General features: G+C 69.7%; 15 protein-coding genes. 7 read left to right on the top strand and 8 right to left on the bottom strand.

Annotation, left to right across the window (positions count from 1 at the left end):
• Positions 1-285: 285 nt before the first annotated feature.
• The 3 genes from ACTWPV_RS48180 to ACTWPV_RS48190 are packed head-to-tail and all read right to left on the bottom strand — an operon-like array spanning position 286 to position 2884.
• On the bottom strand, positions 286-1461 hold the full coding sequence (locus ACTWPV_RS48180) for an NAD(P)/FAD-dependent oxidoreductase (RefSeq protein WP_443156984.1): 1176 nt from the start codon (positions 1459-1461) through the stop codon (positions 286-288).
• Entirely contained in the window at positions 1461-1661 is a 201-nt protein-coding gene (locus tag ACTWPV_RS48185; protein WP_443156985.1) for a ferredoxin, read from the bottom strand. Before ACTWPV_RS48185 ends, ACTWPV_RS48180 begins: the two co-directional genes overlap by 1 nt.
• 17 nt (positions 1662-1678) lie before the next feature.
• Positions 1679-2884 carry a cytochrome P450 gene (locus tag ACTWPV_RS48190; protein ID WP_443156986.1) on the bottom strand — a complete coding sequence of 402 codons (1206 nt, stop codon included), beginning with the start codon at positions 2882-2884 and terminating at the stop codon, positions 1679-1681.
• 90 nt (positions 2885-2974) lie between these two features.
• Here ACTWPV_RS48190 and ACTWPV_RS48195 point away from each other — a divergent pair, with 90 nt between their 5' ends.
• Both ACTWPV_RS48195 and ACTWPV_RS48200 read left to right on the top strand, forming a co-directional pair.
• The gene (locus tag ACTWPV_RS48195; protein WP_443156987.1) at positions 2975-3622 is read left to right on the top strand and encodes a TetR/AcrR family transcriptional regulator; all 648 of its coding nucleotides are present in this window, start codon (positions 2975-2977) and stop codon (positions 3620-3622) included.
• A 269-nt stretch (positions 3623-3891) separates the two neighbouring features.
• Positions 3892-4470 (top strand): DUF6461 domain-containing protein, encoded by a 579-nt coding sequence (locus tag ACTWPV_RS48200; protein WP_443156988.1) that lies wholly within the window; start codon positions 3892-3894, stop codon positions 4468-4470.
• Positions 4471-4544: 74 nt separating this feature from the next.
• On the opposite strand, the gene ACTWPV_RS48205 is transcribed toward ACTWPV_RS48200, so the two are convergent.
• The 4 genes from ACTWPV_RS48205 to ACTWPV_RS48220 are packed head-to-tail and all read right to left on the bottom strand — an operon-like array spanning position 4545 to position 8718.
• Complete coding sequence (locus ACTWPV_RS48205) at positions 4545-6089, bottom strand: tripartite tricarboxylate transporter permease (RefSeq protein WP_443156989.1); 1545 nt, start codon at positions 6087-6089, stop codon at positions 4545-4547.
• A gap of 15 nt (positions 6090-6104) precedes the next feature.
• Entirely contained in the window at positions 6105-6593 is a 489-nt protein-coding gene (locus ACTWPV_RS48210; RefSeq protein WP_443156990.1) for a tripartite tricarboxylate transporter TctB family protein, read from the bottom strand.
• Positions 6594-6607: 14 nt separating this feature from the next.
• Positions 6608-7582, bottom strand: a complete 975-nt coding sequence (locus tag ACTWPV_RS48215; RefSeq protein WP_443156991.1) for a tripartite tricarboxylate transporter substrate binding protein — start codon at positions 7580-7582, stop codon at positions 6608-6610.
• Positions 7579-8718, bottom strand: a complete 1140-nt coding sequence (locus tag ACTWPV_RS48220; protein WP_443156992.1) for an acyl-CoA dehydrogenase family protein — start codon at positions 8716-8718, stop codon at positions 7579-7581. Before ACTWPV_RS48220 ends, ACTWPV_RS48215 begins: the two co-directional genes overlap by 4 nt.
• Positions 8719-8762: 44 nt before the next feature.
• On the opposite strand from ACTWPV_RS48220, the gene ACTWPV_RS48225 reads away from it, so the two are divergent.
• The 5 genes from ACTWPV_RS48225 to ACTWPV_RS48245 all read left to right on the top strand — a co-directional run bounded on the left by ACTWPV_RS48225 (position 8763) and on the right by ACTWPV_RS48245 (position 14027).
• Positions 8763-9560, top strand: coding sequence for an enoyl-CoA hydratase/isomerase family protein (locus tag ACTWPV_RS48225; protein WP_443156993.1), 798 nt, complete (start codon positions 8763-8765; stop codon positions 9558-9560).
• 7 nt (positions 9561-9567) lie between these two features.
• Entirely contained in the window at positions 9568-10698 is a 1131-nt protein-coding gene (locus ACTWPV_RS48230) for a CaiB/BaiF CoA transferase family protein (RefSeq protein WP_347647699.1), read from the top strand.
• 32 nt (positions 10699-10730) lie between these two features.
• Positions 10731-11759 carry a LysR family transcriptional regulator gene (locus ACTWPV_RS48235; protein ID WP_443156994.1) on the top strand — a complete coding sequence of 343 codons (1029 nt, stop codon included), beginning with the start codon at positions 10731-10733 and terminating at the stop codon, positions 11757-11759.
• Between the two features lie 92 nt (positions 11760-11851).
• On the top strand, positions 11852-12931 hold the full coding sequence (locus ACTWPV_RS48240) for a DUF6461 domain-containing protein (protein WP_443156995.1): 1080 nt from the start codon (positions 11852-11854) through the stop codon (positions 12929-12931).
• Between the two features lie 139 nt (positions 12932-13070).
• Complete coding sequence (locus ACTWPV_RS48245) at positions 13071-14027, top strand: cyclase family protein (RefSeq protein ID WP_443156996.1); 957 nt, start codon at positions 13071-13073, stop codon at positions 14025-14027.
• A 76-nt stretch (positions 14028-14103) separates the two neighbouring features.
• On the opposite strand, the gene ACTWPV_RS48250 is transcribed toward ACTWPV_RS48245, so the two are convergent.
• Positions 14104-14700, bottom strand: coding sequence for a TetR/AcrR family transcriptional regulator (locus ACTWPV_RS48250; protein ID WP_443156997.1), 597 nt, complete (start codon positions 14698-14700; stop codon positions 14104-14106).
• Positions 14701-14754: the final 54 nt, after the last annotated feature.

The raw sequence follows: 14754 nt of genomic DNA on the forward strand, positions 1-14754 counted from the left end.
GGGCTGGGCATCCTGCTCGGCGGCCTCCTCGTCGAAGCGGCCGGACCGGAGCACGGCCTGGCGATCGCCGGCGCCGCCGGGCTGGTCGCGGGAGTGCCGGTGCTGCTGGCCTGGAACAGAGCCACCAGGACTGCCGGGGCGCTGCGGGACACACCGTGACAGGCGGCGATCGCCTTCCAGGTCTCCCCGATCGACAGGTCCCCCGGGTGAAGTCCGGGCGAGCCGCCAGCGGCTGGCCTCGACCGTCCGAGACGATTCCCGACAGAGTCGAGCCAATGGCGAGCTTTAGCCGGGGAACTCTGCCTTCTCGACGATCAGGCTGCGGGCTTCCCGGAGTTGCTTCGGCATGCCGGCTCCGATGGCGCCGACCACCCGGCCGTCGCGGCCGTACACCGCCACGAATTTGCGTTCGGAAAGATCGCCGTGCCGCACCGCTAGGTCGCAGGATTCGTCGAAGTGGCCCCAGGCCTGCACCTTCAGGTCGTACTGGTCGGTCCAGAAGTACGGGACGCTTGCGAAGGGACGTCGGTCCGCCGGTGCCGCCAGCAGATTGGTCGCGGCGGCACGCGCGTGCTCGGCGGCGCTGGTGCGGTGTTCCACCCGCATCCGGGTGCCGAACAGCGGGTTGAACCAGCTCGCCACGTCCCCGGCCGCGTACACGCCGGACGCCACCGCGCAGTACTCGTCGCAGTCGAGGCGCCCGTCGCTCAGCAACCCGCTGCCGGCCAGCCAGCCGGTGTTGGGAATCGCGCCGATGCCGACGACCACCACATCGGCGGGTATCCGCTCGCCGGTGTCCAGCACCACGCCGGTTACCGCTCCCCGCTCGGAGATCAACGAGGAGGCGCCGGTGCCGCACCGCAGGTCCACCCCCCTGTCGACATGGAGTGCGGCCAGCAGTTCCGCAACGGACTTGCCGAACGCCCGCAGCATCGGCGCGGCGGCCGGATCGACCATGGTGACCGACAGGCCGATGTCGCGGGCCACCGCGGCGGCCTCGGCGCCGATGAACCCGGCACCGATGACCACCATTCGCGATTCCGGTCGCATCCGGGATCGCAGGGCCAGCGCGTCGTCCAGAGTGCGCAGATAGTGCACGCCGGCCAGATCGCCACCGGGCAGCCGCCGCGGGGCCGCGCCGGTGGCGATGATCAAGCCGTCGTAATCGACCGGCTCGCCTTCGGCCAGCACGATCTCCCGCCGGTGGGGATCCAGGCCGGTCGCGGTGGCGCCCAACCGCAGGTTCAGGTCCAGCTCTGTCAGCTGTTCGGCGCTGCGCAGCCGCAGCCGTTCCGGCTCCCACTGGCCGGACAGCAACTGCTTGGACAGCGGCGGGCGGTCATAGGGCAGATGGGATTCGCTGCCCAACAGGGTGATCCGGCCGGTGAAGCCACGTTGTCGCAGGGCGTCCGCGGCGCTGATGCCCGCCGCGGACGCGCCCACGATGACGATCTTGTCCACTACGGTGATCCCTCGATCGAGATCGCCCGTCCTGGACACACCAGGGCCGCCTCCCGGGCGGATGCGTGTTGCTCCGCTTCAGGGTACGGATGCAACAGAACCGCGAGCCCGTCCTCCTCTCGCTGATCGAAGAGGTCTGGGGCGGCGAGCACGCATTGGCCCGAACCGCAGCATCTTTCCTCGTTCCATGTGATCTTCATTACGGCGTCTCCTTCGTCTACCAGGTCACCGGCAGCCGGTGGATGCCGTAGACGAGCGCGTCGCTCTTGAACGGCAGGCGCTCTACCGGGTCCGCCAGCGCCAGGTCCGGGATCCGTGCGAACAACGTGTTCAGCACGATCTCCAGCTCCAGCCGGGCCAGGTTCTGTCCGAGGCACTGGTGGATCCCGAAACCGAAGGCCAGGTGGTGCCGTGCACCGCGGTCGACGTCGATCTGATCCGGCCGCGCGAACACGTCCGGGTCGTGGCTGGCGGCCGCGGCCGCCACGATGACGCCGTCGCCGGCGCGGAAGGTGATGCCGCCGAGTTCGAAATCCTCGACGACCACCCGGGAGGTGGCGTTGTCGACGATGGAGTGGAACCGCAGCAGCTCTTCGACCAGTTGCGGGGTCCGTTCGGGCCGCTCCCGCAACCCGGCCAGCAGTTTCGGATCGTCCAGAAGCGAGGCCACGCTCAGCGAGATCATGTTGGCGGTGGTCTCGTGACCGCCGACCAGCAGCAGCAGCCCGATTCCCGTCATGGTCTCGCGGTCATAGGCGTCGATGTCGCAGTACTTGTCGATGAGCCGGCTCAGCAGGTCCTCGCCCGGCTCGGCCTCCTTGCCCGCGACCAGGTCGTTGATGTACTGGCGCAACCACAGTGCGGTGTCACGTCGCTGGTCGCCTGTCGAGTTGCGACTGAGAATGATCTTGGTTCTGCTCTGGAATTGGCCGCGGTCAACGTAGGGCACTCCCAGCAGCTCGCAGATCACCAGCGACGGCACCGGCAGCGACAAGGCTTCCACCAGGTCGGCCGGCCGCGGTCCGGCCAGCATCTCGTCGATGGATCGGTCGGTGATCCGCTGGATCTCCGGCCGCATCTGCTTGACCCGCCTGACGGTGAACTCGTTGGTGATCATGCGCCGGTGCTGGGAATGCTCCGGCGGGTCCATGGCGACGATCGTGCCCTTCAGTGGCACCGAGGCCACCCCTGGAACGAGCTGCGGGAAGCCGGGGTTCGCGCGGTTCGAGCTGATCTTGTTGCTGGACAGGAACTCCCGCGCGAAGGCGTGCCCGGTGATCAGCCACGCTTGCGTGCCGTCCTGCAGGGTCACCCGCGAAATCGGTGCCTCCTGTCTGACCTGCGCGTACTGCGGCGGCGGACCGAACGGGCAGGAGCGGGGCATCGGGAACGCCGGAGGAGTCTGAGCGGCGGAGATTGTCATGATGTCACCTCTCGAAATAAGAAACCATTGGTTTCTTGTTCACAAGATAGGCTCGGCGATCAGGAAACGCAAGGTTTCTTGGGAGCTGTGATGCCGAACACACCGAGGACGGACCCGTCCACAGTCGAGACCATGTCGCGCCGCCGGGGAGCCGAGCTCGAAAACGCCATCCTGGACGCGGCTCGCGAGGAACTGGCCGAACTGGGTTACGCGAAGTCCACCATGAGCGGCATCGCCAACCGGGCCGGCACCAGCAAACCCGTGTTGTACCGCCGCTGGAGCAGCCTGCCCGAGCTGGTGCTGGACACGCTGGGGAGCCGGTTCGCCAACGTGCCGGTCCCCGACACCGGCGACCTGCGCGACGACGTGCTGGCCCTGTTGCGCCAGGCGCAGGCGAACCTCGCCGACACCCGCCGCGACACGGTCTCCGGACTGATCGCGGACACGGTTCACGACCCGCAGCTGGCGCAGCGATTGCGGGACCTCATCGCCGGCTCGACCCTGTCGGACGCCATGTCCACGGTGCTGGAACGCGCGGCCGAGCGCGGTCAGATCCCACCCGGCCCCTGGCCGCGACGCGTGATAACCCTGCCGATCAGCCTGCTGCGGGACGACTTCGTGGTCTTCGGAATCCGGCCATCCGACGCCGACCTGGCCGCGGTCACCGACGAAGTCTTCCTTCCTCTGCTGGGTTACGCGTCCAGCATGGTCCGGAACCGCGATCGTCCGTCGAGGTGAGCATGGCTGCGGCGTGGCCTGGCCGTGTCTCGTGGTCGCGGGCCGGCCGGAGGCGGAGCTGCTACTTCCGCGGCAAGAAAAGGGGGATGCCGTGTCCGGCACGGCTCGTGAACAGCTAGCCGAGTTGCTTGATGCCTGTGCGAAAGCGGCCGGCGTCGAGCGTCTTGCGGAAACTGGCCGAAGGAGCGATCGTCACCACACCGCGATGACGAAACAATCAGGACCAGCTTCTGGATCTGGCGGCACCGCTCGGACGGATCGAAGTCGCGATGCATGACATCGATACTGATTATCGCGACATTGTGTCGGAGTGGTTCACCGAATCCATGAGCATCACTTTCTCCCATGGCATCAGCATCGACGAGGTGGCCACAGCCTTCGGCGACCTCGACACCGGCCGCTACTACACTTACCCCGAAGCGGTTGAGGAGAGCTACGAGGCGTTCGAGGCCGCCGGCATCGGATGCGCGGCCATCGTGGGCGAACTGGGCGAGTGGGTAGTAACCGTGGAGCCCGACGGCTACAAGGGAAATCTCTGGCACGTGTTGCAGCGCCTGTCGCAGTTCGACCGAGCGATCAGCGTGTTATGCGGTCACGGAACGTACAATCTGAGCTACGTCGTACGCTCCCAGATGGTCGCAGACCTTCGACTTTGGGATTATTCGCGCAGGTCGGCCATCGAGAGCAGCGAGCTGGATCCATATGTCGACGGCCTGGAGTTCACCGAAAACGATCTTCTTGTGAAAGCGTCTGTTCTCGCAGTTTGCGCGCGGATGACAGGTGAGCGTCTCGACAGCGACTGGCTGAACCGCCGGCACCGCTGGCTGCTATGGGAGGATCCGGACTGAGCCGAGTTGTTCCTGGGCACCTGTGCGGCGCACGCTTGGGAACGACGACGTCCATGGCAGAGCGGGGTCAACGGTCACCCGCCGGGCGTGGGCGTGTGCTGGTCCGTGACCGGAGCGGGGCGTTGCCCCGTGTCCCTTCGCGCGAGGAGCGCTCGCCGCGCCGACACGATCACGGCCAGGATGACGAGGCCGAGGATCACCATCGTGACGGGCCGTCCGAGGACGTATCCGGGGTTTCCGTCGGAGTAGGCCAGGGTCTGGCGCAGCGAGACTTCGAGCGTGGGCTGGAGGACGACTGCCAGCACGAAGGGGGCCATGCTGAACCCTGCCCGGCGCAGCATGAATCCGAGCAGTCCCGCGACCAGCATGACCACGACGTCGAACATCGAGTTGTTCTCGGCGTACACGCCAACGACGCACAGGCCGATCACGAGCGGCATCAACGTCTGCGGCGGGATGGACAGCAGGCGGGTGAAGAGTCCCACCAGCGGAAGGTTGAGCACCAGCAGCATCAGGTTGGCGATGTACATCGCGGCGATCACGGTCCAGAACAGGTCGGGCTGGTCCTCGACGAACGTCGGGCCGGGAACGATGCCGTTGAGCAGCAGGGCTGCGAGTACGAGTGCCATGGTCGGCGCGAACGGGATCCCGAGCGCCAGCAGCGGAACGAACGCCGCGCCGGCCGCGGCGTTGTTGGCCGCCTCAGGGCCGGACACCCCCTCGACGGCGCCCTTGCCGAACTTGTCAGGGTTCCTGGAGATCTTCCGCTCGACGACGTAGGAGGCGAACGTCGACAGCACGGCGGCGGGGCCGGGCACCAGTCCCAGCAGGAAGCCGATCACCGAGCCTCGCACCGCCGCCGGAGCCGCCTGGCGGGCCTCCTGCCCGCTGGGCAGGAGTTCCCTGAGCCGTGGGGCCTTGACGGGCTTCGGGCGCCGGCGCCGGCCGACCATCGTGAGCGCTTCCGCCACGCCGAAGGCCCCCATGACCAGGGCGATGAAGCTGAAGCCCTCGGCCAGGGTGTCGGATCCCATGGTGAACCTCAGGTCACCGCCGGCCGGGTCGATTCCGACCGTGCCGATCGCCAGGCCGGCGCAGATCATGACGATCGCTTTCGCGACGGAGCCGTCGGCGAGCGCCGCCAGCAGCAGGAGTCCCGCGACGCACAGTGCCAGGTATTCGGGCGGACCGAGCTTGACCGCCAGCCCGCTCAGCCACGGCGCCGACATCATGAGACCGAAGATGGCGATGGTGCCTGCCAGGAACGACGAGAGCGCCGCGATGGTCAGCGCGGGCCCCGCTCTGCCCCGTTTTGTCATCTCGTGGCCGTCGAGCGCTGTGACCACCGACGACGCCTCACCGGGTACGTTGAGCAGGATCGAGGTCGTCGACCCACCGTACGTGGAGCCGAAATAGATGCCGGCGAACAGGATCAGCGATCCTGTCGGGCCCAACTGCGTGGTCATCCCGAGCAGGACCGACATCGCGCCGATCGGCCCGATCCCGGGCAGCACGCCGACCATCGTGCCGAGGACCACGCCGACCAGCGCGAGGATGACGTAGGCCGGATCGGCGAAGGCGGCGAAGCCCGCGCCGAGGTTGTCGATCGCGTCGCCCACGGGGCGTCCTTCCGTTCAGAACAGGCCGAGCGTGCCGCCCGGCAGGGGGACCGACAGCCAGCGCACGAAGATCAACCAGGTGGCCGCGCCGAAGGCGAAGCCGAAGATCACGGCGCTGCTCCATCGGGAGACCCCCATGACCTTGGCCATCAGGACCAGGGAGATCGCCAACGTCACGATCATCCCCACGGTGTCGCCCACCGCCGGCACCAGCAGGGCGGCGGCCAGCACGCCGGCGATCCGCCACCAGCGCACCTCGCCGTCGCCCTCGCCTTCCGCGTCGTCCTCCGGTGGGGTGACGCCGCGCGGCGTCCGTCGGCGGCTCTGCAGAAGGACGACGCCACTGGCGGCGACCAGCACCAGGGCGACGACGAAGGGAAAGAAGCCCGCCCCGCTGTCCGCCAACGTCCCCAGGCCCCCATCGAGGGCCAGCGCGCCGTACAGCAGGCCCAGCACCAGCAGCGCCCCGGCGGCGATCGCATCCGGCTTGGCGATCCCTCGCACAGGACCCGTTCCCCTCATTTCGGCGCGATCAGGTTCGCCGCCTCCGCGGTCTTCTCGGCCAGCCGCGCCTTGGCCGTCTCACCGTCGGCCCCGCTGACGACCAGCCCCAGCTTCCGCGCCGCCTCGGCGAACTTCTGGCTCTGGACGGCCGAGCCGAACACCTCGCTCAGTTTCCGCTGGACGTCGCCGGGCAGTCCCTGCGGCGCGATCAACACGTTGTACGCCTCCCACTCCAGGGCGACGTCCTGCTGGGCGAAGGTTTGGATCTCGGGGGCGAGTTCGACGGGCTCGGCGGAGGCGATCCCCAGCGCGCGGAGCTTCCCGGCCTTCAACTGCGCCATCCCGCCGGCCAGTTGCATGACGCCCACCTCGACGTTGTCGCCGAGCAGGGCCGTGACGGTCGCCTGGTCGCCGTCGAACTTGACGTGCTTGAACCGCGTGCCTGTCAGCTGCTCGAACTTCCCGGCCGGGATGGCGTAATTGAGCGGACCCTCGGCGATCGTGATGGCCCCTGGGCGGGCCTTGGCGGCTGCGACCAGATCGCCGATGCTCTTGTACGGCGAGTCGCCGGGAACCACGAACAGCACCGGCGACGTGGTGACCTCGCTGATCACCGAGATCGCCACCGGGTCGTAGGAGACCTCCTCGGTACGCGGGAGCAAGGTCAGCGGGCCGTCCGGCACGAGGCCGATCGTGTGCCCGTCCGGTTTGGCGCGCAGCGTCGCCGTGGTGCCGACCGAGCCCGCGCCGCCCTCCCTGTTCACCACCTGGACGCGCCGGCCGAGCTTGCCCTCGTCGTTGACGACCTCGACCAGCGAACGGGATGTGGCGTCGATGGCGCTTCCGGCTGGATAGGGCACGATGAGCTGGATGTCCCGTGTCGGATAGCCTCCCTGGGACGCGGGCGCACCGCATGCCGCGGCGACGAGTACGACGGCCGCGAGGAGCGCGGGCGCACGGCCGCGCCTGCTGGCCGGACGAATACTCATGGGGCACCTCCTGGAGGGGGCAGGGGAGGATGGGTTCCCGGCCCGATGGTGGCCGTGGCGACGATCGAGTCGTGCCAGCCGTCGTCGCCGAAGTCGTGGGCGTCTCGGTGGAGCCGTTTGAAGAACAGGTGCGCGCTGTGCTCCCAGGTGAAGCCGATCGCGCCATGGAACTGCACCATCGCGGCCGACATCCGGCGGGCCAGGTCGGCGGCGCGGCTCTTGACCACCGACGTCATCAGCGCGGCGTCGTCGCGCCCGGTGTCGTGGGCGTGGGCGGTGTACCACAACGCGTCGGTGATCGTCGTCCATGCGACGTGCAGCTCGGCCAGCTCGTGCTGGATCGCCTGAAAGCCGCCGATCGCCCGGCCGAACTGCCGCCGCCCGCGAAGGTGATCAAGAGTGATCCGCATCGCCGTGCCCGCGGCGCCGACGAGGTCCGCGCTCACCAGCACGGTCAGCCGCTGGACGATGCGCTCGAAGACGTCGTCGTGCGCCCAGCTCAGCGGCTCGGCGGGCACATCGGCCACGGTCACCCGTGCAGCTCGCATGGTCCGGTCGACGGGCTCGACCGCGCGGATCGACACCCCGGGATGTCCGGCCGCCACGACGAACACAGCGGGGCCGCTCGCCGACATGGCGGCGACCAGCATGATGTCGGCGTCCTCCGCATGGCCGACGATTCCGGCGTCGCCGTTGAGCATGCCGTCGGCGGTGGCGGCGACGGCGATGCCGTCGCGGTCCCACGAGCCGCCCGGAGCGCGCAGGGCGGTCGCTCCGACGAGCTCGCCCGCGACCATCGGCGCGAGCCAGCGGCGCCGCTGCTCCGGGTCGGTCGAGGTCGCGAGGACGTCGCAGGCGGCCATGGCCGTTCCGACGCCCGCCGGCGCGAGGCCGGCCCCCAGCGCCTCGGCGACCACGGTGAGGTCGAGCAGCCCGAGTCCGAGACCGCCGTCCGACGGCGCGGCCGTCACCCCGAGCCAGTTGAGGTCTGCCGCCGCACGTCGCAGGCCGGCGTCGAGCCCGGCGGAGGGCGTGTCGGCGTGCTGCGCCACGCGCGCCAGGTCCAGGTGGCGATCGAGCCAGCGCCGTACGGCGTCGCCCATCGCCACCTGCTCTTCACTGAGCCCAAAGTCCATGTCACCGGTCCACTTACAGCGGGACGGCGATCGGCTCGGGAACCGTGCTGTTCCAGCTGCGCGACGGGGTCGGCACGGTGACCCTCAACCGGCCGGAGCGCCGCAACGCGATCTCCTGGCACCTCGTGCAGGACCTGCTCGCCGCCATCGAGCGGGCCGGTTCCGAACAGGCCCTGCGCGTCCTCGTCCTCACGGGTGCGGGCGACGACTTCTGCGTCGGCGCCGACCTCGCGCGGGTCGGGTCGGACAGCGTCCAGGACCAGGAGACGCGCACGCTGCGCGGACGTTCGGTGGCCGACGACCGCGAACGGCTGAGCCGGGCCTCGGCCATCGTGGAGACGCTCGTGCACTTCCCCTCGCCGACGATCGCCGCCGTCAACGGCGCCTGCGCCGGTGCGGGGCTCTGCCTCGCGCTGGCCGCCGACTTCCGGCTCGCGGCGCGGGAGGCGGTGTTCAACACCGCGTTCATCAGCGCCGCGGTGTCCGGTGATCTGGGCAGCGCCTGGCTGCTGACCCGCGCGGTGGGCGGCGCCCGCGCGCGGGCGCTGCTGCTCGACCCGGTCAAGCTCACCGCCGCCGAGGCGGCCGACCTGGGACTCGTGACCGAGACCACGACCGATCTGGCGGCACGGATCGGGTCGCTGGCCGGCAAGCTCGCCGCGCAGGCACCGAAGGCGATGCGCTACGCCAAGCAGAACCTGGCGGACGTCGGAACGGCCACGCTGCCCGAATACCTGCGGCGGGAGGTGCCCCGTATGGTCGACTGTGCCCGCAGCGGCGATGCGCGGCGGGCCGCCCAAGCCTTCCTGGAAAAGCGCAGACCGGTGTTCACCGGAGAGTAGGAGTGGCATGATCCCCCCTCTCGCGGGAGTTCGCGTCGTCGAGTTCGGCCACTACATCGCCGCACCCGCGGCGACGCAGATGCTGTCCGACCTCGGCGCCGAGGTCATCAAGATCGAGCCGCCCGCCGGCGACCAGGCACGCGGCATCGGCGCCTACGGCGAGGGCATCGTCCTGGCCTACAACCGCGGCAAGCGCTCGATCGTGCTCGACCTCAAGCAGGCCGGCGACAGGGAGACCGCCCTGGGCCTGATCGCGGAGGCGGACGTCGTCGTGCAGAACCTGCGGGCCGACGCGCTGGCCCGCCTCGGTCTCGGCCCCGACGACCTGCGACCGGCCAACCCCAGGCTCATCTACGTCTCGATCCGCGGTTTCAGCTCCCGAGGCCCCTCGGCGAACCGGGCCGGCCTCGACATCGCCGCGCAGGCCGAGAGCGGACTGATGTCGATCAACGGCGAGCTCGACGGTGATCCGCTCCGGGTCGGCTTCCCCATCGCCGACGTCGCCGCCAGCTACGCGGTCGTCCAGGTCGTCCTCGCCGCGCTCCTCCGCCGGGAGCGCACCGGCGAGGGCGGGGTCGCCGAGGTCTCGCTGCTGGATGCCGCGATCCACCTTCAGTCGGCGATGTGGGGCGAATGGCACGCCTCCGGCCAGGAGCCGCGGCGCAAGGGAAACGGCCAGGCGACTGTCGCTCCCGCCGCCGACCTCGTACGCACCGCCGACGGGACCATCGTGTTGTCGGCCTACACCGCCGACCACTTCGCGCGGCTGTGCCGGCTCATCGACAGGAAGTGGATGCTCGACGACCCGCGCTTCGCCGACAACCCCGCCCGGGTCGCCAACCGGGAGGCGCTCCTGGCGGAGATCTCGCAGGCCATCGGCGTCCTGCGGACGGAGGAGTGCCTCGCGATGCTGGCCGACCACGGCATCGTCGCCGCGGAGGTGCGCACCTACCACGACGTGGCCGAGGCGCCGGACGTGCTTGCCTGCGGAGTCCTGACCACGGGGGTCGGGCCGGACGGTGACCGCTACACCGTTCCATCACTGCCCTTCACCCTCGACGGTGTCACCGTCGAGGCGGACAAGACGGTGCCCCACGCCGGGGCCGACTCGGGTGGGCCCGGCTGGCGCGGCGCTTGACCTGGTGAGCAGGGCGCACATTGGATCGCACCATGAACGTCCGCGAGCTCGAATGCTTCCTCGCCGTCGTCGACCAGGGCAGCATCACCCGGGCCGCCTCCGCGCTCTACCTGGCACAGCCGTCCCTGTCGCAGATCATCCGCCGCCTGGAGAGCGACCTCGGCGTGGAACTGTTCCGCCGGGTCGGGCGCGGACTGGTGCTCGCCCCGGCCGGTGAGGCGCTTGTCGGGCCGGCCCGCCAGGTCGTCCGTGACCTGCACCATGCCCGCCAGGTCGCCGAGGGTTACCGGGGGCTCGAACGCGGACGGGTCGACCTGGCGATCTCCACCTCCCTCACGTCCAACTTCCTGGCCGCGTGGGTAGGTCACTTCCGCCGCCAACATCCCGGGTTCACGGTCCGGCTCAAGCAGCACGACGGCGACACCGACGAGATCGTGCACCTGATCAGGTCGGGCGAGGCCGAACTCGCCTACGCGGTCGCGCCCGTGTCCCGGCAGGGAATCGACTGCTTCCGCATCGGGGAGGGCGAGGTCGTGCTGGCGCTGCCGCCCAGTTGGCGCGCCGCGTTCCCCGACCCGATCCCGGCCGCCCTGCTCGACGGCCTGCCCATGATCGTCGATCGGGGGTTCGGGCGTGCCTACCTCGACTCCATCGGCGTCGAACCCACCGTCGTCGTCGACGTCAGCGAACCCGCCGGACTGGTGCCACTGATCATCGCCGGCGCAGGAGCCGCTGTCCTGCCGATGCGCCAGGCCCTGGACGCTCGACGCAGGGGAGCGAGCCTGCGCATGATCGAACCGCTGGCCGTACGGGCGATCTACGCCATCACCTCGACCTCCCCGCTGTCGATACCGGCCCGCCGGTTCCTCGAACTCAGCAGGGAGAACCTTGATCGCTGGCGTCGGGCCGTGACCAGACGCACCGACCGGGGCATGACGCTGCTGGAGGCGTCCATCGACGCCGACGATGTGATCGAAGCCGCGTATCAGCGGCTGGAGGAGACCCCTGACCAGCCGCCGGCGCCCCTCGCTTCCGCACCGCTCCCGCCGCAGGGGTCCTGACTTCCGGGTTCATGCCGGCCCGCTCCCGAGCGCGATACTGGCGAACACGTTGTGATCCGGCATCATCGTGGCGCGACTTCGAGGAGCGGCGTGTGGATCTCGTTGATGAGCACTTCGCCTTGCTGCTGAAGGCCGGGCTGCCGAGGGAGCTCTGCCTGACCTGGTGCCAGGGGAACGACCTGGAGGCGGTGGCCGGGGACTTCGGCGCCGACCCGGCGGGCGGGCTGTGGGCTGATCCTGACGAGCTCGAGGAGCTCGAAGAGGAGTATCGGGATCAGGGTGAGCTGCTGCAGCTCACCCTCGCGGACGGGTGGGTGGTCGCGCTCGAACCGCAGGGGTTCGAAGGCAGCAGGAAAGAGGTGCTGACGCGCCTGTCACGCTCGGGGCGGGCCTTGAGCGTCCACTGGAACGCCGAGATGGACAGCGCCGTCGCCTATGCCGCCGGCGGGCGGATGCTGACCACGTTCGATCTCGTGAACCCGGACGAGCGCACCGGCGACGACCCGCACGCCCTCGACCCCCTGCTGTCCCAGATCGGCCTGGACGGCGGGCTGCCGACGCAGGCGCGCAAGGCGCGCAGCCTCGCGCTCGGCGAGCTGATCAGCGGGCGGACGCTCACGCCGGAACGGCTGCGCGCGCCGCAGCTCGTCTTCCCCCTGACCGATCCGCGCCCGGACGCTCTCGTGCCCGCCTCGTGCCTGAACCCGCGGATGCCCTTCCTGGACGAGCCGGCGTTCGCCCGGATCCTGGCCGGCCCCTCGGCCGCCTGTGCGCCGGACATCGTCGAGATGGTGGTGGCCACCGTGCTCCCGATGGCCGCCCTGGAGGACGGCCTGGCACGCGAGGTCGCGGCGCGCGGCGAACAGGACACCGCCCGGAGGGAGGCCCTGCAGACGCGGCTGCTGGAGCGCGTCACCGAGGCCAGGCGCCGCGTCGGCCGCCTGCGCCACGAACACTCTCCGGCAAGCGCCGAAGAAGCGGGTCGGCTGGAGTCGATGGCCGACGCCACGTTCGTGCTGGCCGAAGCCCTCCACGACGAGCCCATGACGGCGGCCGAGGCGGCGACCGCGGTGGCCGTGAACCTGTCGCTGCCCCGCGCCGACGAGCTGCGCGTGCGGGTCCTGCACAACGCGGTCAGGCACATCGCCTACGACCTGCGGCATCCCTCCTGATCGTCCTTCGGCCCGGCCACGTGTTTGTCGCGTGAGGTTCGGTGTTGTCGACGGCCGTGGCGAGGTCGTGTCAAAGGAGAGGGCGGGATACCCTGCCTGCGGCGCCTCGAACCACGTGACCGGAGGAGTCGATGCTGGGATGACGGCAGAGCGACCGATGCCCACACAGGACGACGTGCTCGGCTACTTCGACACGCTGTCGAACTGGGGACGGTGGGGCGACGACGACGAGCTCGGCACCCTGAACCACATCACCGACGACGTCCGGCTGGCGGCGGCGCGGGCCGTGCGCCACGGCAGGAGCGTGTCGTGCGCATGGGAGGTTGCCGTACCGGAGGAGATGGAGCGGTCGACGACGACGTGCCCGTGCGCCGCCGACATGCCGGGGGCCGAGAACATGCCGGTGGCCGCATTCCACGCCGACCGGCGGTGGGGCTTCTCGTCCGAGCGGATCGGCGTCACGTTCCACGGCAACACCCTCACCCACATCGACTCGCCGTGCCACATCTTCTGGGACGGCACGATGTACAACGGGCGGTCGCACTCGCTGGTCGACGCCGCGACGGGATCGGCGTGGGCGTCCGTCACGGCGGCGGCGAACGGCATCATCACGCGTGGTGTCCTGCTGGACGTTGCGAGCGTGCGGGATGTGCCGTGGCTGGAACCGGGGCAGGGTGTGTTCCCCGACGATCTCGACGAGGCCGAGCGTCGCCAGGGTGTGCGGGTACGATCCGGCGATGCGGTGCTCCTGCGGACCGGCTACGGCCGTGTCCGGCACGAGACCGGCGCGGTCAGCGGTTTCACGCAGGCCGGGTGGCACGCGTCCTGCCTGCCGTGGCTGCATGAACGGGAGGTCGCGCTGATCGGCGCCGACACCCCCCAGGACGTCCAGCCATCGGGGTACGAAGACGTGTTGATGCCGGTTCACGCGGTGAGCCTCGTCGCGATGGGTCTGTGGATGCTCGACAACTGCGACCTGGAGACGTGCGCGGCGACGGCCGCCGAGCTCGGCCAGTGGGACTTCCACCTCGCAGTCGCGCCGGTCCGCTTCGCCGGTACGTCCGGGAGCCCGGTCAACCCGATCGCCACCTTCTGACCGCGGTTCACGAGGAGGTGCGACGCCACGAGGGAAGCGGCCCGCATCTGGAACGCGAGCAACGAGGATTCCCTGGTCATGGGGCATGGGGTGCCGAAGGTTGTGGGCGCAGGCCGTCCATCATGACCGTGACGAAGCCGGCGGCCAGTTCCGGGGAGCTCTCGTTCGAGCGTGCGATCGCGTAGGCCGCCTCGCCCAGCAACACCGTGGTGACGGCCGGGTGAAGGTCGGCTCTGATCGCTCCGGCATCCTGCGCCCGGCTGATCAGGTCGTGCAACGTGTTGCGGAGTTCGGCGCGCCGCAAGGTGGTCAAGGGGACCTGCAGGCCTTCGAGCTGTTCGCTCATGATCCAGTGGGCCGCTTGAAAGTTGATCAGTTCGAGCAGGAAACCGCGCAGCGCCGCGCCCGGGTCGTCTTCGGCCAGCGCCTCCTGGGCTCGTCGAAGGAGAGGGCCGAGCAGGTCGGTGACGGCCGCGTCAATGAGCGCGTCCTTGGTGCCGAAGGCTCGTACGACCGTTGCGGCCCCCAACCCGGCCTGGCGGGCGATGGTCTCCACTTTGAGAGTCGTCCCGGGCCGGGCGAGCAGCGTTTTGGCGGCCTCCAGGGCAAGGCGCCGGTTGCGTACGGCGTCCGCCCGGCGCGGCTGACCCTCGACCGCCTTCGGTGTTGACATCTGGAATGCCCCTTCCACATCATTAACTGGAATGCCCATTTCAGTAATTTATGT

Origin of the sequence: Nonomuraea sp. KM88 (assembly GCF_052245635.1) — a bacterium.
Lineage (GTDB): Bacteria > Actinomycetota > Actinomycetes > Streptosporangiales > Streptosporangiaceae > Nonomuraea.

Excerpts from the sequence above, each read along its gene's own strand:
- ACTWPV_RS48185 (WP_443156985.1), bottom strand. The coding sequence starts at position 1,661 with ATGAAGATCACATGGAACGAGGAAAGATGCTGCGGTTCGGGCCAATGC.
- ACTWPV_RS48190 (WP_443156986.1), bottom strand. The coding sequence starts at position 2,884 with ATGACAATCTCCGCCGCTCAGACTCCTCCGGCGTTCCCGATGCCCCGC.
- ACTWPV_RS48195 (WP_443156987.1), top strand. The coding sequence starts at position 2,975 with ATGCCGAACACACCGAGGACGGACCCGTCCACAGTCGAGACCATGTCG.
- ACTWPV_RS48200 (WP_443156988.1), top strand. The coding sequence starts at position 3,892 with ATGCATGACATCGATACTGATTATCGCGACATTGTGTCGGAGTGGTTC.
- ACTWPV_RS48215 (WP_443156991.1), bottom strand. The coding sequence starts at position 7,582 with ATGAGTATTCGTCCGGCCAGCAGGCGCGGCCGTGCGCCCGCGCTCCTC.
- ACTWPV_RS48220 (WP_443156992.1), bottom strand. The coding sequence starts at position 8,718 with ATGGACTTTGGGCTCAGTGAAGAGCAGGTGGCGATGGGCGACGCCGTA.
- ACTWPV_RS48230 (WP_347647699.1), top strand. The coding sequence starts at position 9,568 with ATGATCCCCCCTCTCGCGGGAGTTCGCGTCGTCGAGTTCGGCCACTAC.
- ACTWPV_RS48235 (WP_443156994.1), top strand. The coding sequence starts at position 10,731 with ATGAACGTCCGCGAGCTCGAATGCTTCCTCGCCGTCGTCGACCAGGGC.
- ACTWPV_RS48245 (WP_443156996.1), top strand. The coding sequence starts at position 13,071 with ATGACGGCAGAGCGACCGATGCCCACACAGGACGACGTGCTCGGCTAC.
- ACTWPV_RS48250 (WP_443156997.1), bottom strand. The coding sequence starts at position 14,700 with ATGTCAACACCGAAGGCGGTCGAGGGTCAGCCGCGCCGGGCGGACGCC.